Source organism: Arhodomonas sp. AD133 (genome assembly GCF_051195215.1).
Lineage (GTDB): Bacteria > Pseudomonadota > Gammaproteobacteria > Nitrococcales > Nitrococcaceae > Arhodomonas.
The window spans coordinates 1-24,179 of the sequence record NZ_JBNAZM010000011.1 but is presented as its reverse complement, the minus strand read 5'-3'; the positions used below and the strand labels follow the sequence as shown (position 1 = coordinate 24,179).

24 protein-coding genes are annotated in these 24,179 nt (G+C 67.9%); 10 read left to right on the top strand and 14 right to left on the bottom strand.

Features of this window, described 5'->3' with window-relative positions:
• Positions 1–22 precede the first annotated feature (22 nt).
• The 5 genes from ACPEES_RS08825 (at position 23) to ACPEES_RS08805 (ending at position 7,983) form a co-directional block, all read left to right on the top strand.
• Positions 23–2,587, top strand: a complete 2,565-nt coding sequence (locus tag ACPEES_RS08825; protein ID WP_435103090.1) for a GcvT family protein — start codon at positions 23–25, stop codon at positions 2,585–2,587.
• A 25-nt stretch (positions 2,588–2,612) separates the two neighbouring features.
• Positions 2,613–3,863, top strand: coding sequence for a sarcosine oxidase subunit beta family protein (locus ACPEES_RS08820; RefSeq protein WP_435103089.1), 1,251 nt, complete (start codon positions 2,613–2,615; stop codon positions 3,861–3,863).
• A 292-nt stretch (positions 3,864–4,155) separates the two neighbouring features.
• The gene (locus tag ACPEES_RS08815; protein WP_435103088.1) at positions 4,156–4,437 is read left to right on the top strand and encodes a sarcosine oxidase subunit delta; all 282 of its coding nucleotides are present in this window, start codon (positions 4,156–4,158) and stop codon (positions 4,435–4,437) included.
• Positions 4,434–7,385: a sarcosine oxidase subunit alpha family protein gene (locus tag ACPEES_RS08810; protein ID WP_435103087.1), complete on the top strand. Its 2,952-nt coding sequence runs from the start codon at positions 4,434–4,436 to the stop codon at positions 7,383–7,385. Before ACPEES_RS08815 ends, ACPEES_RS08810 begins: the two co-directional genes overlap by 4 nt.
• Positions 7,386–7,398: 13 nt before the next feature.
• Positions 7,399–7,983: a sarcosine oxidase subunit gamma gene (locus ACPEES_RS08805; RefSeq protein ID WP_435103086.1), complete on the top strand. Its 585-nt coding sequence runs from the start codon at positions 7,399–7,401 to the stop codon at positions 7,981–7,983.
• 421 nt (positions 7,984–8,404) lie between these two features.
• On the opposite strand, the gene ACPEES_RS08800 is transcribed toward ACPEES_RS08805, so the two are convergent.
• Positions 8,405–9,454 (bottom strand): GlxA family transcriptional regulator, encoded by a 1,050-nt coding sequence (locus ACPEES_RS08800; RefSeq protein WP_435103085.1) that lies wholly within the window; start codon positions 9,452–9,454, stop codon positions 8,405–8,407.
• Between the two features lie 321 nt (positions 9,455–9,775).
• On the opposite strand from ACPEES_RS08800, the gene ACPEES_RS08795 reads away from it, so the two are divergent.
• From ACPEES_RS08795 to ACPEES_RS08785, 3 genes are all read left to right on the top strand, one after another.
• Positions 9,776–11,512, top strand: a complete 1,737-nt coding sequence (locus ACPEES_RS08795; RefSeq protein ID WP_435103084.1) for a formate--tetrahydrofolate ligase — start codon at positions 9,776–9,778, stop codon at positions 11,510–11,512.
• Positions 11,512–12,081 (top strand): cyclodeaminase/cyclohydrolase family protein, encoded by a 570-nt coding sequence (locus ACPEES_RS08790; RefSeq protein WP_435103083.1) that lies wholly within the window; start codon positions 11,512–11,514, stop codon positions 12,079–12,081. Before ACPEES_RS08795 ends, ACPEES_RS08790 begins: the two co-directional genes overlap by 1 nt.
• 167 nt (positions 12,082–12,248) lie before the next feature.
• Positions 12,249–12,983 carry an alanyl-tRNA editing protein gene (locus ACPEES_RS08785; protein ID WP_435103081.1) on the top strand — a complete coding sequence of 245 codons (735 nt, stop codon included), beginning with the start codon at positions 12,249–12,251 and terminating at the stop codon, positions 12,981–12,983.
• Between the two features lie 80 nt (positions 12,984–13,063).
• Here ACPEES_RS08785 and ubiB read toward each other — a convergent pair whose 3' ends face one another.
• From ubiB to lptM, 12 genes are all read right to left on the bottom strand, one after another.
• Positions 13,064–14,734 carry a ubiquinone biosynthesis regulatory protein kinase UbiB gene (ubiB, locus tag ACPEES_RS08780; protein WP_435103080.1) on the bottom strand — a complete coding sequence of 557 codons (1,671 nt, stop codon included), beginning with the start codon at positions 14,732–14,734 and terminating at the stop codon, positions 13,064–13,066.
• Positions 14,731–15,345, bottom strand: coding sequence for a ubiquinone biosynthesis accessory factor UbiJ (locus tag ACPEES_RS08775; protein ID WP_435103079.1), 615 nt, complete (start codon positions 15,343–15,345; stop codon positions 14,731–14,733). The genes ubiB and ACPEES_RS08775 overlap by 4 nt, the downstream gene beginning before the upstream one ends.
• 22 nt (positions 15,346–15,367) lie before the next feature.
• Positions 15,368–16,132: a bifunctional demethylmenaquinone methyltransferase/2-methoxy-6-polyprenyl-1,4-benzoquinol methylase UbiE gene (gene ubiE / locus ACPEES_RS08770; protein ID WP_435103078.1), complete on the bottom strand. Its 765-nt coding sequence runs from the start codon at positions 16,130–16,132 to the stop codon at positions 15,368–15,370.
• Positions 16,133–16,135: 3 nt separating this feature from the next.
• A complete protein-coding gene (locus ACPEES_RS08765; RefSeq protein ID WP_435103077.1) occupies positions 16,136–16,531 on the bottom strand; it encodes a gamma-butyrobetaine hydroxylase-like domain-containing protein in 396 nt (131 codons plus the stop codon).
• Between the two features lie 79 nt (positions 16,532–16,610).
• Positions 16,611–17,936 carry an ATP-dependent protease ATPase subunit HslU gene (hslU, locus tag ACPEES_RS08760; protein ID WP_435103076.1) on the bottom strand — a complete coding sequence of 442 codons (1,326 nt, stop codon included), beginning with the start codon at positions 17,934–17,936 and terminating at the stop codon, positions 16,611–16,613.
• Between the two features lie 19 nt (positions 17,937–17,955).
• Positions 17,956–18,495 carry an ATP-dependent protease subunit HslV gene (gene hslV / locus ACPEES_RS08755; RefSeq protein WP_435103175.1) on the bottom strand — a complete coding sequence of 180 codons (540 nt, stop codon included), beginning with the start codon at positions 18,493–18,495 and terminating at the stop codon, positions 17,956–17,958.
• 163 nt (positions 18,496–18,658) lie between these two features.
• On the bottom strand, positions 18,659–19,588 hold the full coding sequence (gene xerC / locus ACPEES_RS08750) for a tyrosine recombinase XerC (protein WP_435103075.1): 930 nt from the start codon (positions 19,586–19,588) through the stop codon (positions 18,659–18,661).
• Positions 19,581–20,282, bottom strand: a complete 702-nt coding sequence (locus tag ACPEES_RS08745; RefSeq protein ID WP_435103074.1) for a DUF484 family protein — start codon at positions 20,280–20,282, stop codon at positions 19,581–19,583. Before ACPEES_RS08745 ends, xerC begins: the two co-directional genes overlap by 8 nt.
• A complete protein-coding gene (dapF, locus tag ACPEES_RS08740; protein WP_435103073.1) occupies positions 20,279–21,139 on the bottom strand; it encodes a diaminopimelate epimerase in 861 nt (286 codons plus the stop codon). The genes ACPEES_RS08745 and dapF overlap by 4 nt, the downstream gene beginning before the upstream one ends.
• Positions 21,140–21,150: 11 nt before the next feature.
• The gene (locus ACPEES_RS08735) at positions 21,151–21,333 is read right to left on the bottom strand and encodes a hypothetical protein (protein WP_435103072.1); all 183 of its coding nucleotides are present in this window, start codon (positions 21,331–21,333) and stop codon (positions 21,151–21,153) included.
• 15 nt (positions 21,334–21,348) lie between these two features.
• Positions 21,349–22,599, bottom strand: coding sequence for a diaminopimelate decarboxylase (lysA, locus tag ACPEES_RS08730; protein ID WP_435103071.1), 1,251 nt, complete (start codon positions 22,597–22,599; stop codon positions 21,349–21,351).
• A gap of 19 nt (positions 22,600–22,618) precedes the next feature.
• The gene (gene lptM, locus ACPEES_RS08725) at positions 22,619–22,744 is read right to left on the bottom strand and encodes an LPS translocon maturation chaperone LptM (protein WP_435103070.1); all 126 of its coding nucleotides are present in this window, start codon (positions 22,742–22,744) and stop codon (positions 22,619–22,621) included.
• A gap of 388 nt (positions 22,745–23,132) precedes the next feature.
• Between lptM and ACPEES_RS08720 the strand changes: the two genes are divergently transcribed.
• Together ACPEES_RS08720 and ACPEES_RS08715 are read left to right on the top strand one after the other, a co-directional pair.
• The gene (locus tag ACPEES_RS08720; RefSeq protein ID WP_435103069.1) at positions 23,133–23,516 is read left to right on the top strand and encodes a hypothetical protein; all 384 of its coding nucleotides are present in this window, start codon (positions 23,133–23,135) and stop codon (positions 23,514–23,516) included.
• Positions 23,513–23,959, top strand: coding sequence for a hypothetical protein (locus ACPEES_RS08715; protein WP_435103068.1), 447 nt, complete (start codon positions 23,513–23,515; stop codon positions 23,957–23,959). The genes ACPEES_RS08720 and ACPEES_RS08715 overlap by 4 nt, the downstream gene beginning before the upstream one ends.
• A 15-nt stretch (positions 23,960–23,974) precedes the next feature.
• Here the strand turns inward: ACPEES_RS08715 and ACPEES_RS08710 are convergent.
• Positions 23,975–24,179: transposase domain-containing protein (locus ACPEES_RS08710; protein WP_435103067.1), on the bottom strand; the 205-nt coding region annotated here is incomplete at its 5' end.

Genomic DNA, 24,179 nt, shown 5'->3' with positions numbered 1-24,179 from the left:
CGGTCAACGGGAGTGAGAGGCCATGGCGAGTCTACCCAAGCATGCGGACGTCGTGATCATCGGCCAGGGCGGCATCGTCGGCGCCTCTGTGGCCCACCATCTGATCGAGCAGGGCTGGCAGAACATCATCGGCCTGGAGAAGTCCGCGATTCCCTCGGATATCAGCTCCACCTCCCACGCGTCGGATTTCTGCTTCATGACCGCCCACGACAAGATGTCGTGCTACACCACCACCTACAGCCGCCGCTTCTACGAACAGCTCGGCCATTACAGCCGCATCGGCGGCATGGAGGTGGCCCGGGTGGGCGACGACGAGCGCATGGAGGAGCTAAAGCGTAAGGTGGGCTCCGGCAAGGCATTCGGCACCAACGTCTCGCTGATCGACCCGGCCGGGGCCAAGGAGCGCTTTCCGCTGTTGGAGCAGAGCGCCATCCAGGGCGCCATGTGGGATCCGGACGCGGGCTTGGTGATTCCCCGCTCCCAGCGCGTCGCCGGTTTGCTCATCGAGGAGGCGGTGGCGAGCGGCAAGCTTCGCACCTTCGCCAACACCCCGGCCCTCGCCGTTGACGTGCAAAACGGTCGCGTCTGCGGCGTGGAAACCCGCAAGGGCTACATCGAAACGCCGCTGGTGGTGCTCGCAGCCGGCATCTGGGGGCCGTTGGTGGCGGAGATAGCGGGCGCACGGCTGCCGCTGATGCCCATCGAGCATCCGCTGCTCTTCTTCGGGCCCTACGACGCCTTCGCCGGCACCGGCAAGGAGATCGGCTACCCGCTCTTCCGCGATCAGGGCAACTCCTCGTACATGCGCGACACCGGCGACCCTACCACCTCCGAGGGCGGGCAGATCGAGTGGGGCTACTACGAGCAGGTGGCGCCCCGGCTGGTGCACCCGCGGGACATCGCCGAGCCCACGGAGGCGCGGCTGTCGCCGTCCATGCGCGATCTTCACGCCGATCAGGTGATGCACGCCTACGAGCGGGCAATGGAGGTGATGCCCATCCTCGGGGATCTCGGCTGGGACGAGAAGCACTCGTTCAACGGCCTCATGTCCATCACGGTGGACGGCGGCTCCCTCGTGGGCGAGTCCCCGGAGACGCGCGGGCTGTGGTTCTGCGAGGCGGTGTGGGTGAAGGACGGCCCGGGCATGGGCAAGGTGCTCGCCGACTGGATGACCACCGGGCGCCCGGCGCTCGATCCGTTCGGCATCGACATCGCCCGCTTCTACCCGGTGCAGAAGACACCCGCCTACGTCTACGGACGCTGCGTCGAGACCGGCAGGAAGATCTACAACCCGCCGGTGCACCCGCGCGAGCCCTACGAGAACGGGCGCAACCTGCGCCGCAGCCCATTCTGGCCCCGGGAGGTCGAGCTCGGCGCCCACTTCCTGGAGGCGGCCGGCTGGGAGCGCGCCCACGGCTACGCCGCCAACGAGCACCTCCTCGACGTCTACCGCGAGCGGGTACCGGTGCGCGAGGCCGAGTGGGACAACCGCCACTTCTGGCGGGTCTCCAACGCCGAGCACCTCGCCCTGAGCGAGAACGTGGGCATGGTGAACCTCTCCCACTTCGCCATCTACGACGTCTCCGGCCCGGACGCCGAGGCCTTTATGGAGTATCTTTCCGTGGCGAAGGTGGGCGGTCATCAGCCCATCGGCAAGGGCGTCTACACCCACTTCCTGGATGCCGTTGGCGGCGTGCGTTCGGATCTCACCGTCATCCGCCTCGCCGCGGACGCCTACCGCGTGGTCTGCGGCGGCGACACCGGCCACCGCGACCTGGTGTGGATGCAGCGCATGCGCAAGGACCGCGGTTTCCGCGTGCACTTCGAGGACCGCAGCGACGCGCTCGCCACGTTGGGACTATGGGGCCCCAACGCGCGAACGACGCTGCAGGCGGTCGCCGACGACCCCACCGGTCTCGACCCCGAGCGCTTCCCCTTCGCCACCGCCCGGGAGATCCGGGTGCGCGGCCTGCCGGTGTGGGCGTTCCGCATCTCCTACGTGGGCGAGCAGGGCTGGGAACTCTACGCGCCCTTCAGCTACGGCCTTGCACTGTGGGATCTGCTCTACGAGCAGGGCGTCACCCCGGTGGGGATCGAGACCTACGCCAACACCCGGCGGCTGGAGAAGAGCCTGCGCCTGCAGAACGTGGATCTGCTCACCGAGTACAACCTCTACGAGGCCGGCCTCGCCCGCCCCAAGGTCAAGGCCGCGGACTTCCACGGCAAGGCGGCGTACGTCGAGCAGCGCGAGCGCGAGCACCAGCCGGCGTACCTCTGCACCATGACTCTGCAGGACAACGTGGATGCCAACGGCGTCGCCCGCTACCCGGTGGGACAGTGGCCCATCCTCGACCCGGACACCGGCGCGGTGCTGGTGGACGCCGCCGGGCGGCGCTCCTACACGACCAGCGTGGTCTACGGGCCCTCTGTCGGCGCCAACATTGCCCTGGGCTATCTGCCGGTGGAGTACGCCCAGCAGGGGCGCACGCTCACCATGGAGTACTTCCAAGAGCACTATCCCCTTCGCGTGGAGGCGGTGGGCTACCGCGCCCTCTACGACCCGGACAACGAGCGCCCGAAGTCCTAGGGACCGGCCGTGGGAGAGAGCCACCATGCAGCGCTATTCCGCCTTCCACCTCGCCGGCCACGCGCTGCGCGGACACCGCCACTGGCGGCCCGCGTGGCGCACGGCCGCCCCCAAGCGCCGTTACCGCGTGATCATCGTCGGCGGCGGCGGCCACGGCCTTGCCACCGCCTTCTACCTCGCCAAGGAGCACGGCATCACCGACGTCGCGGTCCTCGAGCGTGGCTGGATCGGCGGCGGCAACACCGGGCGCAACACCACCATCGTGCGCTCCAACTACCTCTGGGGCGCCTCGGCGGGCCTCTACGAAAAGGCCATGCAGCTCTGGGAGGGGCTTTCCCGGGAAATCAACTTCAACGTCATGTTCAGTCAGCGCGGCGTACTCAACCTGGGGCACAACCTCCAGGACATGCGCGACATCCGCCGCCGGGTGAATGCCAACCGCTTGAACGGTATCGATGGCGAGGTACTGGACACCGAAGGGGTCAAGCGGCTGGTGCCGTTCATCAACACCGGGCCGGACATCCGCTACCCGGTACTCGGCGCCTCCTACCAGCCGCGCGCGGGCATTGCTCGCCACGATGCCGTCGCCTGGGGCTTCGCCCGCGCCGCCGACAACCTGGGCGTGGACATCGTGGAGAACTGCGAGGTCACCGGCATTCGCCGCGACAACGGCCGTGTGGTGGGTGTGGATACCAGCCGCGGGCCCATCGACGCCGAGCGGGTGGGCGTGGTGGTCGCCGGCCACGCCGGGGTGCTCGCGGAGATGGCGGGCTTCCGCCTGCCCATCGAAAGCCACCCGCTGCAAGCGCTGGTCTCCGAGCCGCTCAAACCCGTGCTCGACACGGTGGTGATGTCCAACGCCATCCACGTGTACGTAAGCCAGTCGGACAAAGGCGAGCTCGTCATCGGCGCGGGCATCGACGGCTACAACGGCTACGGCCAGCGCGGCAGCTTCCAGGTGATCGAGCACTTCCTCGCCGCGCTGCTGGAGCTCTACCCCCTATTCAGCCGCCTGCGCCTGCTCAGGCACTGGGGCGGCATCGTGGACGTCTGCCCGGACGCCTCGCCCATCATCGGCAAGACGCCGGTGGGCGGGCTCTACTTCAATTGCGGCTGGGGCACCGGCGGCTTCAAGGCCACACCGGGCTCCGGCTGGGTGTTCGCTCACACCATCGCCCACGACGAGCCCCATCCCATCAACGCTGCGTTTGCACTGGACCGGTTCGAGCGCGGGGCGCTGGTGGACGAGCATGGGGCGGCGGCGGTGGCGCACTGAGGGGCGCGGCGATGCCTCGCGGTAGCGGCTGGCAACTTCGCAACCGTGCTTCGGCAGTAGTAACGCCTCGGCACGTCTCTGGTAGCACCGTAGGGTGGGTGAAGCGAAGCGCAACCCACCGCCCAAGAGCTCGGCGCCGGGAGCGCGGAACACTACTGACGTTCGTGCTGCCCACATCGACGCCGACGTTGGCGGATTGCGCTTCGCTACATCCGCCCTACGCGCTGCCACGGCGACGGCATGGACCACTCGCAACTTTCAACCTTCGACTTGAAACCGAGGCCACCATCCCATGCTCCTGATCGACTGCCCCTGGTGCGGCCCCCGCGACGAGAGCGAGTTCACTTGCGGCGGCGAGGCGCATATCCGCCGGCCGCCGGAGCCGGACGCCTGCTCCGACACGGAATGGGCGGATTATCTTTTCATGCGTAGCAACCCCAAGGGCCGCCACCGTGAGCAATGGGTACACACCCACGGCTGCCGCCGCTGGTTCAACGTGGAACGCGACACCGCCACCTACGTGATTCACTCGGTCTACCGCATGGACGAGGCACCGCCGGGAGGTGAGGCATGAGCCAGCCGCAGCGTCTGGCAAGCGGCGGGCGAATCGCCCGCAACCGGCCGCTCGCGTTTACTTTCGACGGCCAGAGCTACACCGGCTACGCCGGCGATACCCTCGCCTCGGCGCTGCTCGCCAACGGCGTGGGCGTGGTCAACCGCAGCATCAAGCTCCATCGCCCGCGGGGCATCGTCGGCCGCGGGAGCGAGGAACCCAACGCCATCCTTCAGATCGGCCGCGGCCCGGCGACGCTGGCCGACCAGCGCGCCACCCAGACGGAGCTCTACGAGGGGCTCGATGCGTGGCCGGTGGTGGGCCGCACCGGCCATGATCCCCAGGCAGCGTTCGGTGCCCTGGCGCCGCTCATGCCGGCGGGTTTCTACTACAAGACTTTCATGGCGCCCCAGGGCTGGTGGGAGCGCTACGAGCAGGTGATACGCCCGGCGGCGGGTAGCGGCATCGCCCCGGAAGGCCCCGACCCGGACGTCTACGACCGGGTCTACGCCCATTGCGACGTCCTCGTCGCCGGTGGCGGGCCGGCAGGACTCGCCGCGGCACTCGCCTCCGCCCGCAGCGGCGCGCGTGTGATCCTCGCCCACGAGCAATGGGAGTTCGGCGGCGGCCTCCTCCACGGACACGCCCGCCTCGACGGCGTCCCGGCGGCCGACTGGGTGGTGGCAGTGCTCGCCGAGCTCGCCGCCCATCCGGAGGTGACAGTGCTGCCGCGCACGGCGGTGTTCGGGCTCTACGACCACGGTTACGCGGGACTGGTGGAGCGGCTTACCGATCACCTGCCACCCGCACAGCGCAGTGGTCCCCGGGAGCGCTACTGGCGAGTGCGGGCGCGGCAGGTGGTGGTCGCCGCCGGCGCCATCGAGCGGCCTATCGTCTTCGCCGACAACGACCGCCCCGGCGTGATGACCGCCTCGGCGGTGACCACCTACCTGCGCCGCTATGCCGTTGCACCCGGAAGCCGTGCGGTGGTGTTCACCAACAACGACAGCGCCTACGCCTGCGTCACCGCCCTCGGCGAGGCGGGGATCCCTGTGACCGTCGCCGATGCCCGCGAGCAACCGGGCCCGCTCGCCGATGCCGCACGCGCACGGGGCGTGACCGTGCATGCCGGTACCGCGGTGGCGGCCGTCCAAGGCACACGCGGAGTAAGCGCGGCCACCATCACCGATCTCGCCGGGCGCCATGCCCGCCGGCTGGATTGCGATCTCGTGGCGGTCTCCGGCGGCTGGAACCCGTCGGTGCACCTGCACTCCCACGTGCGCGGCGCCGTCGCCTACGACGCCACGCACGCCATGTTCGTGCCTGGCGACGGCCCGGTGCATGTGCACTGCGCCGGTGCCTGCCGGGGCGCCTTCGACCCGGCGGCGGCCATCGCAGAGGGCGCCCGGGCCGGTGCTGCCGCCGCTGGCGCGGCAGGCTTCACCGCCCACGCCTTCGAGCCACCACACGCGGACGATGCCGACCCGGGCCCCGGCCACCTGCGCGTGCTCTGGCGCGCCCCGGAACCGGCTGGCCGCCACCGCCCGGCGTTCGTGGACCTGCAGAACGACGTCAAGGTCGCCGACCTGGCACTGGCGGTGCGAGAGGGCTATCAGGCCATGGAGCACGTCAAGCGCTACAGCGTGCTCGGCTTCGGCACCGACCAGGGCCGGCTCGGCAACATCGTGGGCGCCGGCATCGTTGCCGAGCTCCGCGGCGAGGACGTGGGCGAGGTGGGCACCACCACCTTCCGCCCGGCGTGGACGCCGGTAACCTTCGGCGCCCTCATCGCCGAAGAGCAGCGCGAGCGCTTCGACCCGGTGCGCACCACGCCCATGCACGAATGGCACGCCGCCCACGGCGCGCGCTTCGAGGACGTGGGTCAGTGGAAACGCGCCTGGTACTACCCCCGCGAGGGCGAAGACATGGACGCCGCCGTGCGCCGCGAGTGCCTCGCGACGCAACGCGGCATCGGCGTGCTCGACTACTCCACCCTGGGCAAGATCGACATCCAGGGCCCGGACGCCGCGGAGCTGCTGAACCGGGTCTACACCAACGGCTGGAAGAGCCTCAAGGTGGGGCGCTGCCGCTACGGGCTGATGCTCGACGAGAACGGCATGGTCTACGACGACGGCGTCACCGCGCGCCTCGGCGAGCAACACTACCTCATGTCCACCACCACCGGCGGCGCGGCGCGGGTACTCGCCTGGCTGGAGCGATGGCTGCAGACCGAGTGGCCCGAGCTCGACGTCTATCTCACCTCGGTGACCGATCACTGGGCCACGGTCTCTCTGGCCGGTCCCCACAGCCGCGATCTGGTAAACGATCTCGGCACGGACATCGAGCTGGACCCGGAGGCCTTCCCGTTCATGAGCATCCGTGAGGGCCGCATCACCGGTATCGAGGGACGTATCCAGCGGGTGAGCTTCAGCGGCGAGCTCACCTTCGAGCTAAGCGTGCCCGCCGACTACGGGTTGTGGCTATGGCAGCGGGTGATGGCCCTGGGCGAGCGTTACGGCGCCACCCCCTACGGCACCGAAACCATGCACGTGCTGCGCGCGGAGAAGGGCTTCATCATCGTCGGGCAGGACACCGACGGCTCGGTGAGCCCCATCGACCTCGGCATGGCGGGGCTCGTCAGCGGCAAGAAGGACTGCCTCGGCAAGCGCGCCCTCTCCCGCCCCGAGCTCCAGCGTCCCGACCGCCCGCAGTTAGTGGGGCTGCAGCCGGACGACCCCGAGCGCGTCGTCCCCGAAGGCGCCCAGCTCATCGCAGAGCCCGGCGAGCCGCCGCTCGCCATGGAGGGCTGGGTAACCTCCAGCTACTTTGGCGCACGAATCGGTCGCAGCTTTGCCCTCGCCATGGTCAATGGCGGGCGCGAGCGCCACGGGGAGCGTCTGCATGCCTGGGACGTGGACACCGGGGTTATCCCGGTAACCGTCACAAAACCGGTGTTCTACGACTCGTGAGCGGGAGGTCCCGATGAACGAAGAGCCCGTGCGCAACCGGCCGCTGGCATCCGTCACACCGCTGACGGCGGACTCGACCCGGATCGCCCCGTGGCAGCCGGGGGGCATGCTCAATCTGCGTGGTCCGGCGCAGCAATCGGGATTCACCGACGCCGTGGCGCAAATTGCCGGCACGCCGCTGGCGGTGGTCCCCAACACGTTCACCCGCACCGGGCCGCTCACCCTGCTCTGGCTGGGCCCCGACGAATGGCTGCTGGTCGCCGACCCGGACAACGCCGCCCCCCGGGAGGCCCTTGCCGAGGCCCTGCACGGCCAACGCGCCGCGATCACGGCCGCCGACTGCAGCTACGCCGGTATCGAGCTAACCGGCCCGGATGCCACTGCCCTCCTCGCCCGCGGTACCCCTGTCGACCTGCACCCCAGTCGCTTCGCGCCCGGGTCCTGCGCGCAAACCCGCCTCGCCAAGGCGACCGTCATCCTGTGGCGGACCGACGAGGCCCTGCGCATGCTGGTACGCCGCAGCATGGCGGGCTATCTGTGGCGGTGGCTGGAAGTGGTGAGCGAGCGCGTCGAACGCGCAACTATAGCGGCACGCTAGAAGTCGCAAGATCATGCCCCGCCTGCAATCGTAGGATGGATGCCGCGAAGCGGAATTTGCCAGAGGAAAGTTTACTAATCTTCTCAGAGGTATTGTCATGCGTCAGCCGGACTGTGCGCCGATGGGGCAAGGCGCGAGGCGCGCGGTGTAGCCGGGCTACATGAGCGGCGAGCAACGCAGACCCCATCGGCGCACAGTCCGGCCCGAAGGGAGCGCCACAGCGGCCCGGTGGCGGCGTTGCGCTCGCTTGACGTGACCCGGCCACGCCGGCGCGAGCGCGCCTTGCCCCCGAACCGCTCTGGCGCTCTGACACATGACAATACCTCTGAGAAGATTAGTAAAGCCGAACGCTTCAAGCGGGTGGCGCCGGTGCCGCTTTCCCCCGCTTTTCTCTTTCAACTTTTCACTTTCCTCTCTTCATCTACTCGGAACCCGAATCCCGCAGGGACGCACCAGCGCTGGGTGGCGCCGGAATCAACGGCGCGGTCAGACGCTCGCGCCGGCGGTGACGCTCATGGCTCGGGGAGTAGCCAAAGCGGTCGTGATAGCACTTGGTGAAGTGCGGCGGCGAAACGAAGCCGCAGGCAAGCGCCACGTCGGTGATCGGCATCTGCGTCTGCTGCAGGAGCTGACGCGCCCGTGTGAGGCGCAGATCCATGTAGTAGCGGGTCGGGGGGCAGCCCAGGTAACGCTGGAACAGCCGCTCGAGCTGACGCCGCGATATGTGGGCATGGCCGGCGAGCTCGTCCAGACTCAGAGGTTCGTGAAGGTTCGCCTCCATCAGGGTCACGACCTCAACGAGCTTGGGCTGGCTGCTGCCCAGGCGCACCTTCAGCGGCGTACGCTGACGGTCGGCGACATCGCGGATACGCTCGTGGAGAAACTCCTCGGCGATGCCCTCGGCGAGGTCCGGCCCCTGCTGCCGGCTGATGAGATGCAGCATCATGTCGAGCGGCGCCACCCCCCCGGAGGAGGTAAAGCGGTCACGGTCGAGCACGAACATCTCCGAGGTGAACACCACCGCCGGAAACAGCAACGCCTCGTGGATGCTCGAGATATGCTCCCAGTGGAGGGTACAGCGATAGCCGTCGAGCACCCCGGCACGCGCGAGCACGTAGCCACCCGTGCACACCGCTGCCAGGGGCACGTTGCGATGCGCCATGCGCCGTAACCACGAAAGCATGTCCCGATGGCAGTACTCCTGGACATCGACACCCGCGCAGACGACGACGAGATCCAGTGGCAGAGGCTCCTCCAGCGCCGTTTCGGCAGCCACCGACAGACCGCTGCTCGCGGACACGGCGCCCCCGTCGCAGCTCAGTATGTGCCAGGTATAAAGGCGCCTGTCGGCGAGCTGGTTGGCCATGCGAAACGGTTCCAGCGCCGAGGAGAACGCAATCTGCGAGAAACCCGGTACCAGCAGGAAACCAATGTCATAGTGGCTGCCCTGTGGCGACGTCGCCTTGTTCATCGACGTTCCTGCCCTTGTCTATGTACGCCCGCATCGAGTGTATGTCTCCTTATCCCCGCCACGGCCCGGCGCTGCTTGCGCCGGGGCGGCACGCAATTGTCCGTCAGCGGCATGCCTCGCTCACATCGATTGTGTCTTTTACGTATAGCACCCTGTGAGGAAACGACAATTCCTTTAAAAACAGATAGTTGGACGCAGTGGGCGGATTGTCGCCACAACCACGACGCAAGGCGCAGACGGGCAAACGCCGGCGGTCGGCTCGGCGGATAATGTCAATCGTCGCGATCCCCATGGGCACACACGCGGCAGGAGGAATCAGGTATGGCGACGAGTCCGGACTACATGGCCGATCAGACCGGCGGCCCACTCCCCGACAACCTCACGATCGCTCGCCGCGCCGACCGACGACCGATCATGGAGATCGCCGCGCGCCTAGGACTCGACGCATCGTACGTGGAACCTTACGGGCATGACGTGGGCAAGGTGGATCTACGCGCCCGCGAGGCCCTCGCCGGCCGCTCACCGGCCCGCTACGTAGTGGTTTCCGCGATCACACCGACACCGCTGGGCGAAGGCAAGACCACCACGTCCATCGGACTGGCCCAGGGCTTCCATCACATCGGCCATAGCGCCACGGTCGCCATTCGCCAGCCATCGATGGGCCCCACCCTGGGCATCAAGGGCGGCGCCGCGGGTGGTGGGTACAGTCAGGTGGTGCCCATGGAGCGCATCAACCTGCATCTCACCGGCGACATCCATGCAGTCACTGCCGCGCACAACCTGCTCGCGGCAATGGTGGACAACCATCTCCATCACCGCCGCGGAATCGATCTCGATGCCGAGAGCATCGTCTGGCAGCGTGTCGCGGACATAAACGACCGGGCACTGCGCAGCATCGTCATCGGCCTCGGTCCACGCACGGACGGCGTCACCCGGCAAAGCGGTTTCGAGATCACTGCCGCCTCCGAGGTCATGGCTGTGCTAGCCCTTGCCGATTCAGTGGTGGATCTGCGCCGTCGGCTCGGCCGTATGGTGGTCGGCTACACCCATCGCGGCGCCCCGGTCACCGCCGAGGATATCGGCGCCGCCGGTGCCATGACCGCTCTGCTCAAGGAAGCGCTCAAGCCGAATCTGCTGCAGACGCTCGAGAACACGCCGGCACTCATTCACGCCGGCCCCTTCGGCAATATCGCCCATGGCAACTCTTCGGTCGTCGCCGATCATATCGGCATCCGCGGCGGGGATTTCCTGATCACCGAAGCGGGTTTCGGCGCGGACATGGGCGCCGAGCGGTTCTTCAATATCAAGTGCCGCGCTTCGGGCCTGGTGCCGGATGCGGCGGTGCTGGTGGCCACCGTGCGCGGGCTCAAGTTCCATTCGGGACGCTTCAAGGTCGTTCCGGGCAAGCCCCTGCCCGCAGGCATGCAGGCCGAGAACCCGGACGACGTGCGCGCCGGCGTGGCCAACCTGGTCAAGCAGATCGATAACGTCCGTGCCCACGGCGTCACCCCGGTGGTCGCGATCAACGCGTTCCCGAGCGACTACGACTCCGAGCTCGAGGCGATCCGTGAAGCCGCGGAATCCGCCGGCGTCCGTGCCGCGATATGCACGCATGTGCGTGACGGCGGCGCGGGAGCGGCCGAGCTCGCCGAGGCGGTTGCCGAGGCCGCCCAAGCAGGCAGCGACTTCCGGTTTCTCTACCCCAGTGAAATGGCACTCGACGCCAAGATCGAGCGCATCGCCACGCGCATCTACGGCGCCGATGGGGTGGCGTTCAGCGCCGATGCACGCCGCCAGATCGACACCTACCAGCGCCAGGGCTACGGTGATCTGCCCGTCTGCATCGCCAAGACGCACCTGTCGCTGTCCTCGGACCCGTCACTGCGCGGCGCACCCACCGGGTGGACGCTGCCGGTGCGCGAAGTGCGACTGTCCGCCGGCGCGGGGTTCGTTTATGCACTGTGCGGCGACATACGCACCATGCCGGGACTCGGTGCCGAACCGGCCGCCGCCAGTATCGACGTGGACGACAACGGCGAAATCACGGGGCTGTTCTGATGGTCGCTGCCCGCAACGCATCCGCGACAGGCTGGTCCTCGGCAACCGTCCCGGCGCTGCTCGACGCCCTCTCCGCCCGCCGCGCCGACCCGGCCGGTGGGGCGGGGGCAGCGATGGGCGTCGCCACGGCCGCCGCGCTGGTGGCGATGTGCGCCCGGTTCGCCGATCGCCAGCGCAGCGACCACGCGGCGCTGGCGGACGAGGCCGAGCATGTGCAGGCAAAGGCGCTCGAATTGCTGGAAGACGACGCTGTTGCCTTCGCCCCGGTGCTGCAGGTGCGGCGTTGGGGAGACTCGGGCGCCCTGGAGGCGGCGCTGGAGAACGCCTGCCGCACGCCCATGGCCATCCTCGAGGCCGCCACCCGGCTCGCCGAGCTCGGCGACGCACTCGCGCGCACCGGCAATCCACGCCTCGCCGGAGATGCCCGGGCAGCCACCTGCCTCGCCGTCGGCGCAGGCCACGCGGCGGCCGCATTGATCCGCGAGAATCTGGGGGCGGACGCCGACGAGCCGCTCATGGAATGCGCTCAGGCGATGGAGGCGACACTGGACGCTTACCGCCAGGGCTGACGTACCCCGCACTCGTCACCGCCGGCGACAAGTGTCTGGGTGACAAAGAATTTCTTGATCGTCACGGAAACCTGCGTAGGCTGGTGTCACGTCTGTCACCGAGCCTGGCCGGCGGCACTGCCATACAGTGAACGGCGCCGGCCCGTACAGCCAGGAAGGACCGTGCGATGACGCAAGCAAGCCCCGTTACCCCGACGGAGCGTCTGTTCGAAGAGGACGCCTACGCCACCGAGGGGCGGGCGACGGTGGTCGAGGTACATCCCCAGGGCATCATCCTCGACCGTACGCTATTCTACGCCGAAAGCGGCGGCCAGCCGGGGGATACCGGCACGCTACACCTTCCGGACGGCCGCGAGCTGGCGGTCCGGGATACCCGCTACCTGCCGGGCAAGCTGCGCGTGGTTCACGTGCTGGACGACCCCCAGGCCGTTTCTCTCGGCACCGAGCTCGCCTTCACCGTCGACTGGGACCGTCGCTACCGCCACATGCGCATGCACACCTGCCTGCACGTACTCTGCGGGCTCGTGGATGCGCCGGTGACCGGCTGCTCCGTGAACGCCGCTCGAAGCCGCCTGGACTTCGACCTACCGGAGAGCGTGTTCACCCGCGAGACGCTGGACGAGCGACTACAGGCGGAAATCGCCGCGGACCGCCCGGTGCGGCACAGCTGGCACACCGGCGCCGAGGTGGCGGCAGCGCTCGCGGACGCACGCACGGTGAAAGCCCCGGCGGTGAGCGACGACACCGCCGTGCGCATGATCGAGATCGGCGGGCTCGACCTTCAGCCCTGCGGCGGCACCCACGTGCGCAGCACCGGCGAGCTCGCGGGCCTGCGCATCGGCAAGATTCAGAAAAAGAGCAAGCACAACCGGCGGATCAGCGTCGTGGAAGACGAAAGTTAGAAGTTTCAAGTGGAAAGTCGAAAGTGTCGGGCATTCTCCCGCTTGGGACTTGCTACTTGGAGCTTTCCACTTACTCTCACTCACTCCCGCGGCCAGGCAGTGAGCCAGAACAGGCCGCCGAGTGCGCCGAGGATCAGGCTCACCAGGGGGGCGCCGGCGGTGACCATGACCGGCGTGTAGCCGTCCAGCCCGGCGACGATGAACGCCGATAGCACGAGGCTTCCGCCGACCACCGAGGCGAAGGCGCGCCGGCCGTTACGGCGGATGTCGGCACGCAGGCCCTCCAGGGTGCGCTCCTGTTCGGCCATGCGCTCGCGCAGCTCGCCGGCCTCCGAAAGCGCGGCGTCCACCCGGCCGGGAAGCTGCGGGAGGTATTCCCCCCACTTGGGCAATTCCGTGCGCAGGTTGCGAATGAGCGCACGGGCGCCGAGCTGCTCGCGCATCCAGTGCTCCATATAGGGCTTGGCGGTGCGCCAGAGATCGAGCTCCGGATAGAGATCACGGCCGAGCCCCTCGATGGCGAGCAGCGTTTTCTGCAGGAGCACGAGCTGCGGCTGCACTTCCATGTTGAATCGCCGCCCCGTCTGGAACAGCCGTAGCAGAAGCGCACCAAAGGAAATCTCGCCGAGGGGGCGCTCGAAGATGGGTTCACAGACCACGCGCATGGCCGCCTCGAACTCGTCGATCCGGGTATCCGCCGGCACCCAGCCCGACTCCACGTGCAGCTCCGCCACGCGCCGATAATCACGATTGAAGAAGGCGAGGAAATTCTCGGCGAGGTACTTGTGGTCACGCGGGCCAAGGGTACCGATGATGCCGAAGTCCACGGCGATGTAACGCGGTGTGTCCGGCTCGTTGGGGTCGACGAAGATGTTGCCCGGGTGCATGTCCGCGTGAAAGAAACTGTCGCGGAATACCTGGGTGAAGAAGATCTCCACGCCGCGCTCGGCGAGCGCCTCGAGGTCCACGCCGGCCGCACGCAGCGCTGCCACACGGCTGATGGGAATGCCGTGGATGCGCTCCATGACCATGACGTTGGTGCGCGTGCCGGGCCAGTAGATCTCGGGCACGTACAGCAAATCGGAGCCGTCGAAGTTGCGCCGAAGCTGGGAGGCGTTGGCCGCTTCGCGCATGAGGTCGAGCTCGTCATGGATGGTCTTGTCGAACTCCTTGACCACCTCGACCGGGCGCAGACGATGCGCCTCGCGCCAGTAGCGGTGGGCGAGCCGGGCCACCGTGTAGAGCAGCTGCAGATCGCCGTCGATGGTACGGCGGATGCCCGGACGCACGACCTTGACCACCACCTCCCGGCCGTCGTGAAGCTCGGCGGCATGCACCTGGGCGATGGAGGCTGAGGCCAGGGGCTCGGCCTCGAAACGGGCAAAGACTTCCTCCAGCGGTGTGCCGTACGCCTCTTCGATGATCGTCCGTGCGGACCGGCTGGGGAAGGGCGGTACACGGTCCTGCAGCCGTGCGAGCTCCTCGGCGATATCCGATGGCAACAAATCGCGCCGGGTGGAGAGAATCTGCCCGAACTTCACGAATATCGGGCCGAGATCCTCCAGCGCGTTGCGGATACGCACGCCACGCGGTGGTTGCTGGCGTCGGAACCAGCGCCAGGGCATGAATACGGCGAGGAAACGCAGCGGCCGGAACAGGTGCGTGGCAAGGATGACCTCGTCCAGACCGTGCTTGATCAGGATGAGATTGATGTAGAACAGGCGGAGGATCAGCCCCGGCCGCAGTATCACGCGCCCCCCTCCCCGACGCGGGCGCGCTCCAGGCGGCGAATACGGGCCTCGAGACGATCGCTGTCAGTACGCAGGCGGTCCACGTCGGCGATGAATGCCTCCATCTCGGCAAGCGGCGGAATCAGGCCCCGCTCCTCGGTGACATACTCGCCCAGGTTGGTGATGAAGGTCTCCACGCCGTGGCGCAGCCAGTCACGGCCGCCACGCACACCGCGGCCGACCTGATGGGCGACGATGTCGCCGGTGATCCCGGCGAGCTGCTCCTCCCAGTCCACGTCGAGCTCGGCGACGAGTCGGCGGGTTTCCTGAATGACACCCACGTCGCCCCGAAAGGTGACGTCGCGACTGCGTTCGCCGCGGGAAAGGGCCAACGCGGCCAGGCCGGCAGCGGTGGCCTCCAGCTCGGCATCGTCGGCCGCGCGCTCGTCAGGCTGCAACAGGCGCAAACCGTCGGACTCGAAGTACACGCGCAGCGCCACGGCGGGCTCGACCAGGCGTACCGCGAGGGTTCTACCCGCCAGCGGCGCGAGCCGTTCGGGCGTTGCCGGATCGAGTCGCAGTACGCGATTGAGCGCGTGCTCGATAACACGCATCAGGCCACTTTGGAGCATGCCGGGAATCGCCACCATCGGATCAATAGACGTAGCCGCGGTGGATCGCCACCACCCCGCCCGAGAGATTGGTGTAATCACAGTCCTCGAAGCCGACCTGTTCCATCATCGACTTGAGCGTGGCCTGGTCCGGGTGCATGCGGATGGATTCGGCGAGGTAACGATAGCTCGCCGAGTCGCCGGCGACGACCCGCCCCATGAACGGCAACACGTGAAACGAGTAGGCATCGTAGAGCGGTTGCAGAGGACGCGCATAGAGACGGGAGAACTCCAGCACCACCAGGTGCCCGCCGGGCCGAAGGACCCTGCGGATGGCATCCAGGGCGCGCTCCTTGCGGGTGACGTTGCGCAGGCCGAAGGCGATGGTCACCCGATCGAAGCTCTCGTCCGGAAAGGGAAGCTGCTCGGCGTCGGCAAGAACGTAGTCGATATTGCCCACCGCCCCCTCGTCGATAAGCCGATCACGGCCCCGGGCGAGCATCGCCTGGTTGATGTCCGAGCACACGACCCGCCCCTCGGAACCGACCCGGCGGGAGAGGGCGAGGGTGAGATCGCCGGTGCCGGCAGCGAGATCGAGCACCCGATGTCCGCGGCGGGCGCCGACGAAGTGCATCGTCTGCCACTTCCACAGGCGATGCAGGCCGAACGACATGAGGTCGTTCATGACATCGTAGCGGTCGGCCACGGACTGGAACACGGAGCCGACGCGGCGGGTTTTCTCCGCCACAGGCACGTTCTGGTAGCCGAAATCGGTGGTATCGGTGTCCTTGGACACGCCGCTCGTCACGGGTTAATCCTCGTCGGGGTTGTACCGGCGTCGATGCCCGGCGTCCGCTAGGGCGTCGAGATACTCCTGCCAATAGCGGTTCCGGTTCGCGCCCAGATCGTAGAGTAGGTCGAAGGAGTATATCCCCGACGAGTGGCCATCGTCGAAGGCGAGGCGCACGGCGTAGTTGCCCACGGGCTCCACGCTGGTGATGGCCACGTCCTCCTTGCCGGTGACGAGCACTGCCTGCCCGGGACCATGGCCCCGCACTTCCGCCGACGGCGAATAGACGCGCAGATACTCCGCCGGCAGCTCGAAGCGCGAGCCGTCGTCGAAGGCCACCTCGAGCACCGCCGAGCGGCGGTGCAGGCGGATCTCGGTGGGCGTACGCCCGGTGTCGGTGCGGGGTGGACGCTGCATAGGCCGAGTATCAAGCGGCAAGTCCAAAGTGCCAAGACGGGGTACCCGCTTGTCACTTGCGACTTTTCACTTTCCCCTCTTAAAGGATGTACCGACTGAGATCCTCGTCCCGCGCCAGATCGCCGAGGTTCCGATCGACGTAGGCGGCATCGACGGTCACGGTCTCGCCGCTGCGGTCCGGGCCCTCGTAGGAGATCGCTTCCAGCAGCCGCTCCATGACAGTGTGCAGGCGGCGGGCACCGATGTTCTCGGTGCGCTCGTTGACCTCCCAGGCCACCTCAGCGAGACGGGCGACGCCGTCCTCGGAGAACTGCAGATCGAGCCCCTCGGTACCCATCAGTGCCTGGTACTGGCGCACCAGCGAGGCGTCCGGCTCCGTGAGGATGCGCACGAAATCCTCCACGGACAGCGCCGCGAGCTCCACGCGGATGGGCAGTCGCCCCTGGAGCTCGGGAATGAGGTCCGAAGGCTTGGAGAGGTGGAACGCCCCCGAGGCGATGAACAGGATGTGGTTGGTATTCACCATGCCGTGCTTGGTGGAGACCGTGGAGCCCTCCACCAGTGGCAGCAGATCGCGTTGCACACCCTCGCGGGAGACGTCGCCGCCAGCGCCGCTCTCACCGCGCTTGGCGACCTTGTCGATCTCGTCGAGGAAGACGATGCCGTTTTGCTCCACGCGCTCGATAGCGGCCTGCTTGACCTCTTCCTCGTTGACGAGGTTGGCGGCCTCCTCGTCCTCGAGGAGCTGGCGCGCCTCACGGATGGCAACCTTGCGCGTCTTCGTGCGCTGCCCGCCCATGTTCTGGAACATGCTCTGGAGCTGGTTGGTCATCTCCTCCATGCCGGGCGGGGCCATGATGTCGACGCTGGGGCCCTGGGCGTTGAGCTCGATCTCGATCTCACGCTCGTCGAGCTCGCCCTCGCGGAGCTTCTTGCGCATCTTCTGCCGTGTCGACTCGGCGCTCGGGTCGTCCTGCTCCCAGCCCCGGGCGCGGGGCAGCAGGGCATCGAGAATGCGCTCCTCGGCGGCGTCGGCAGCCTTGACGCGCACCTGCTCCATCGCCTCCTGGCGGGTCAGTTTGATGGCGTTGTCCACCAGGTCGCGGACGATGGACTCCACGTCCCGGCCGACGTAGCCCACCTCCGTGAACTTGGTCGCCTCCACCTTCATGAACGGCGCGCGCGCGAGCTTGGCGAGCCGGCGCGCGATCTCGGTCTTGCCCACACCGGTGGGACCGATCATGAGAATGTTCTTCGGCGTGATCTCGGCGCGCAGGCTCTCGTCGACCTGCATGCGGCGCCAGCGGTTGCGCAGCGCGATGGCCACCGAGCGCTTGGCCTCGGCCTGGCCGATGATGTGCTTGTCCAGCTCCTGGACGATCTCTCGCGGGGTCATCTCGGACATGGTTGCTGCTGCTCCGGCGTCACTCGCCCAGCTCTTCAATCGTGAGGTGGCGGTTGGTGTAAATGCAGATGTCGGCGGCGATGGTCAGCGACTGATCGACGACCTCGCGCGCCGAAAGCTCGGTGTTGTCCGCGAGCGCGGTGGCGGCGGCCTGGGCGAAGGCACCGCCCGAGCCGATGGCGATGAGGTCGCGCTCGGGCTCGATGACGTCGCCGTTGCCCGAGATCATCAGCGTCGTCTCGACGTCGGCGACCACCAGCAGCGCTTCCAGCCGCCTAAGAGCGCGGTCGGAGCGCCAGTCCTTCGCCATCTCGACCGCCGCGCGCGTGAGGTTGCCGCGGTGCTTCTCGAGCTGCCCTTCGAAGCGCTCGAACAGCGTGAAGGCGTCGGCAGTGCCACCGGCGAATCCGGCGATGACCTTGTCGTGAAAGAGCCGGCGCACCTTGCGCGCGTTCCCCTTCATCACGGTGTTGCCGAGCGTCACCTGACCGTCGCCGCCGAGTGCGACCCGGCCGTTGCGGCGCACGGCGAGGATGGTTGTCCCTTCGAATTGCTCCACGTCGGACTCCGAGAACCGTTGGATGTATGGCGATCGGGCGGCGATTGTACAACGGTGGGGGGCTGAATTCGGGGTTTCAAGTTCCGGGCGGCGGGTTTCGCGATAGCGCGAGGAGGGCACGGCCACGCCCACGCCGTGCGCCGCCATGACTGTAGACACCCGATCACTCACCCTCGGCGGCGTCTCCCCGGCGCCGTCGCGCACGGGGGTGCGCGCGATCGTAGACCTCGGCGAGATGCTGGAAGTCCAGGTGCGTGTAGATCTGGGTGGTTCCAATATTGGCATGGCCGAGAAGCTCCTGGACAGCGCGCAGATCCCCGGAAGACTCCAGCAGGTGAGTGGCGAAGGCGTGGCGCAGCATATGAGGGTGTACCGGCCGGTGCAGCCCCTGCTGGCGAGCGAGGGCTTTTACCCGCTGCTGGATGGAGCGGTGGGCGAGTCGCCGGCCACGGCGGCTGACGAACAGCGCCGGCTCGTCCGCGGGCGCCAGGCTCGTGCGCACGGCGAGCCAGGCGCGTACCGCCTGTCGGGCGAAACGCCCGACGGGCACGATACGCGTACGCGCGCCTTTGCCGGTAACACGCAGGCTATCAGGGTCGCCGGCGACGTCCGCGGCGTCCAGCGCGGCCACCTCGGCGAGGCGCAGGCCGCTGCCGTAGACCAGCTCGAAGAGCGCCCGGTCGCGCCGCGCCAGCGGATCGTCGCCGGTTTCCACGTCGAGCAGGCGCGCGGCCTCGTCCACTGCCAGCGTCTCCGGCAGGCGCCGGCGCACCTTGGGCGGGCTGATGTCCGCTGCCGGATCGTAAGCCACCGCGCCCTGACGGAGCAGATAGCGATAGAGGCTGCGGATGGCGGCGAGGACACGTGCGAGCGATCGCGCGCCAAGGCCCCTGCGGTGACGCGCGGCGATGTAGTCGCGGACCACACCCGCGTCCACCGCGGCCCAGTCGGTGAACCCGACCTTGCGGCAGTGCGCGGCGAAGCCCTCGAGATCCCGGCGATAGTGGTGGGAAGTGGCAGCGGCGAGGCCGCGCTCATGGCGCAAATGGCCGACGAACGCCGCGATCCCCGCGGCGAACGCGTCCTCAGCCATCGCCGTCGAGCCCGAGACGCAGCTGCCTCGCCACGAGATCACCGAGACGCTGGAGGAAAACAGTCCCCAGATCACCACGATAGCGCTGAGGGTCGTGGCTGCCGATGGCGATCAGGCCGTGCACCGGGTCGTCCTCCAGCGGGATCACCGCCGCGGAACGCATCTCCGCGCCGATCTCGCCGAACGCCGCCTGCATCTGCTCGCCGGTGAGCCGGCCGACCACCGGGCGCTGCCCGCGGAAGAGCTCGCGCAGGCGTCGCGCCTCGTTGCCGTCGGCAGGGTATCGACGAATATTGAGCTCGGGCAGGGCGTCTCCGAGCAGGGTGATCTCCACCGAATCGGCGCGGAAATCGCTGCGTAGAAGCTCGCCGAGCGCCACCAGCACGTTCTCGCTACCACGGGCCTCGAGCAGTTCCAGGGTCAGGCGGTGAAGCTGCTCGGAGACCCGGTCGTTCTCGCGGGCCACCCGCAACAGATCGTCCAGGCGAGCGCGCAGCCGGCGCCGGTCGTCGCGCAGGATCTCCACCTGGTATTCCAGCAGCGAGATCGCGGGCGCCACATCGTGGGGGATCTCGAGCTGGGTGAGCAGCTCCCGGTGACGCAGGAAGAACGAGGGGTGTGCCGCCAGATAGTCGGCGATGCGACGCTCCTCCTGTTCGTCCATGTCGCGCTCATGCTCGGCGTGCTCGCTCATCGCGTGCTCTCTCCCTCCGCCGGGGGCAGCGGCATGACGCCGTCGAAAACGTGCACGGCCGGACCGGTCATGTACACGGCTTCGTCTCCTCCCTGCCAGTCTACCACCAGCGTGCCACCGCGCAGGTCGACACGTACGTGGGAGTCCACGAGCCCGCGCAGGCGGGCGGCCACCACCGCGGCACAGGCCCCAGTGCCGCACGCCAGGGTCTCGCCCGCGCCCCGTTCGTAGACACGCACGCGAATGTGGCCGCGGTCGACGACCTGGAGAAAGCCGGCATTGACGCGGTTGGGGAAATCGCCGTGCGCTTCGATATGGGGCCCGATTTCGGTGACCGGTACCCGGTCCAGGTCGTCGACCACCAGCACGGCATGGGGATTGCCCATGGAAACCGCGCTGATCTCGAGCTGCGCGCCATCCACCAGCAGCGGATAGGTCACCGCCTGCTCCCGGGCATTGAACGGGATGGCCTCGGGGTCGAGCACCGGCATGCCCATATCCACGCGCACCATGCCGTCGGCCTGCATCGTCACCGTCGCGAGGCCGTTGACGGTCTCGATACGCAGGGTATCGGCCTCGGTGAGGCCGCGCCGGCGGAGAAAGTGCGCGAGACAACGCACGCCGTTGCCGCAGTGCTCCACCTCACTGCCATCGGCATTGTAGATACGGTAGCGGAAATCGGCGTCATCGCGGCTCGGCGCCTCGGCGAGCAATACCTGATCGCAGCCCACCCCCAGCCGGCGATGGGCGAGCGCGCGAACCTGCGCGCCGGTCAGGCTGACCGGCTCGGTGACCGCATCGATGACGATGAAGTCGTTGCCGAGCCCCTGCATCTTGGCGAAGCGAAATTCCTGCATAGTGACATCCGTCAGCGCACCAATGCGTAGATGAGAAGCGCCACAAGCGCGAGCCCGGCAATCACCGCGCGTGCGCTGAGGCGCTGGCGACCGCCGTCGACGCGGGCAACGCGTACGAGCCGGCTCCACAGCTGCCAGCCGAAAAAGATCAGTACCGGTACGAGCAGCAGCAGCGGGGCGTCGCTGGGGGCCATTGTGCGATGCTCCGGTCAGTCCCGCGGCAGCGCTCGCTCGCCAGCCCATAGCGCCGACCATGCTTCACGCTCTCGCACTACATGGACGCGCTCTCCGTCCACCAGGATCTCCGGCGGACGCGGGCGGCTGTTGTATTGGGAGGCCATGACGAAACCATACGCCCCGCAGGAGCCAACAGCCAGCAGATCCCCTTCCACCAGCGCGAGCTCGCGGTCACGGCCGAGAAAATCCGCGCTCTCGCAAACCGGGCCGGCAACGTCGTAGCGCCGCGGCGTGACATCGGCACGCGGGCGCACCGGGTCGATGGCCTGCCAGGCCTGGTAGAGCGCCGGGCGCAGCAGGTCGTTCATGCCCGCGTCCACGATGGCGAAGTCGTGACCGGCGTTGTTCTTGAGATATTCCACACGCGTCAGCAACACGCCGGCATTGCCCACCAGGGTCCGTCCAGGCTCGAGCAGCAGCCTCAGCGGCCGGTCGCCGATGCGCTCGCGCAGTGCTCCGGCATACTCGGAGAACGCGGGCGGCGCTTCATCGCGATAGCGGATGCCGATGCCACCGCCGATATCCAGATGCTCCAGCTCGATACCCTCCGCGGCGAGCTCGTCGACCAGAACCAGCAGGCGGTCGAGCGCGTCGGCAACGGGCTCGACGCGGGTGAGCTGGGAACCGATGTGGCAGTCGATGCCCGCCACACGGACACCGGGCAGCGCGGCGGCCTTGCGGTAGACCTCGCGCGCGCGGTCGACGGCGATGCCGAACTTGTTCTCCTTGAGCCCGGTGGAGATGTAGGGGTGGGTCTCAGCGTCCACGTCCGGATTCACCCGCAGGGACACCGGCGCCACCACGCCGTGGGCCCGGGCGAGGCGGTCGAGACGCTCGAGCTCGGACTCGGATTCCACGTTGAACGCGAGTATGCCCACCTCCAGGGCGCGGGCAATGTCCGGCTCGCTCTTGGCGACACCGGAGAATACCACCTTGCCGGGATCGCCACCGGCGGCGAGCACGCGCTCGAGCTCGCCGCGGGAGACGATGTCGAAACCGGAGCCCAGCTCCGCGAGCAGGCTCAGGACGGCGAGGTTGGAGTTGGCCTTGACCGCATAGCAGATCAGGTGATCCTGTCCGGCGAAGGCGGCGTCGAACGCCTGCCAGGCGCCCTCGATGGCGGCGCGCGAGTAGACATAGCAGGGCGTGCCGTGCTCGTCGGCGATGGCCGCGAGCGGCACGTCCTCGACATAGCGCTCGCCGTTGCGGAGCTCGAAGGGCATAAGGGATCGTTCCTCGATATCAGGCGGTGTCAGCGGGCTGCTCGGGGTCCTCGCTCGGCAGGTACAGATCGCCCTTGCGCCCGCAGCCGGCGAGTGCCAGCGCGGCGGCGAGGGCGAGCGCGATCCAAACGTATCGATGGCGCATGCGGCCTCCTGCGAACAGCGAGCTTCGCAGTATAACGGCCAAGGTCGCCGACGTTCATGTTTGGAGCTCCCATTCTTTGACGCGGTACCACCGCGTCAAAGCCCCGCGATCTCCGGAACAATGTCTACGGCCCGGGAAGGAGCCAATGGCCTCGGCAATCGTTTGGGGCATCTCCGCGACGACGGTGGCACAGGCGTGTGACGTTCCCCACGCAAAGACGCCGCCTTGTTCGCGCGCGACAGCGCGCTGCAGGAAATCGCGTAGGTCGGCTGCACTCGGCAGCCGACATCTCTGCGCCCGGCACGTCCCTGAGTGTCAACGTCACACCCGACAGTAGCCGAAGAGGAACGTGTGTAACATCTGGGCACTGACTTAGGAGCAAGACGCTGTGACGAAGAACGAGGAAGTCCTGACCGAGCCGAGCTTGGAGCGCCGCACCCGCCGGCGGTTCAGCGCAGCCGAGAAACAACGACTGCTGAGCGAGCACGAGCAGCAGCCACACGGCGAGAAGGGCGCATGGCTGCGCCGCAACGGCCTGTATGCGGCTCAGCTGGCCGAGTGGCGTCGCACGCTCGGTGAAACGGGTCGACAGGGCCTGGAGCCGGGCAAGGGCGGCCGCAAAGCCCGGGACCCGAAGGACCGGGAGATTGAGAAGCTCAAGCGGCAGAAGGCGAAGGCGGAGCAGCGCGCACAGCGGGCGGAGGAGCTTGTCGATCTGCAGAAAAAGCTCTTCGCGCTGATCGAGGACCACAACAGCGAGAGCTCGCCATGAGGGTCCTGGGTCAGCGCTCCCCGAACATGCCGCGCGCGCTCGCCTGCGATGCGCTACGCCTGTCGCGGACCGGCACCTACCCCAGGGCGAAGCGCTACCGTCGACGCCCTGCGCCTCAGGTGCAGCCGCGTCAGCTGAGTGGCGAGGAGCGCGACCAGATCAAGGCGCTGTTGAATAGCGAGGCCAACCAGGACCGCAGCGTCCGTGTGGTCCACGCCCATGAGCTCAACGCCGGACGGATACTGGCGTCGGTGTCCACGATCTACCGCGTCCTGCGGGCCGATCGCCAGGTCATCGAGCGCCGGGCTCAACGGCCCGCCCAGCGTCACCGCATCCCGCGAGTCGAAGCCGAGCAGCCGAATTCGGCATGGACGTGGGATATCAGCAAGTTACCGACCACCACACCGCGGGTCTATCTGAACCTCTACCGTAAGCGCCGTTAAATCGACGCTCTTGCCTCAGTCGTATTGGGCGACTTTTTTCGAAGCGGGTAACCCGGCATTCCACGGCAACAGCGCTTCCAGCTTTTCGAGCGTATCGGCCTCGGCGATGCGCGCCAGCACGTGGTCGATGTAGGCTGAGGGCTCAAGGCCGTTGGCTTTGGCCGTTTCGATCAGCGAGTAGCAGGTGGCGCTGGCGTGGGCACCCTGAGCGGTATCGGCG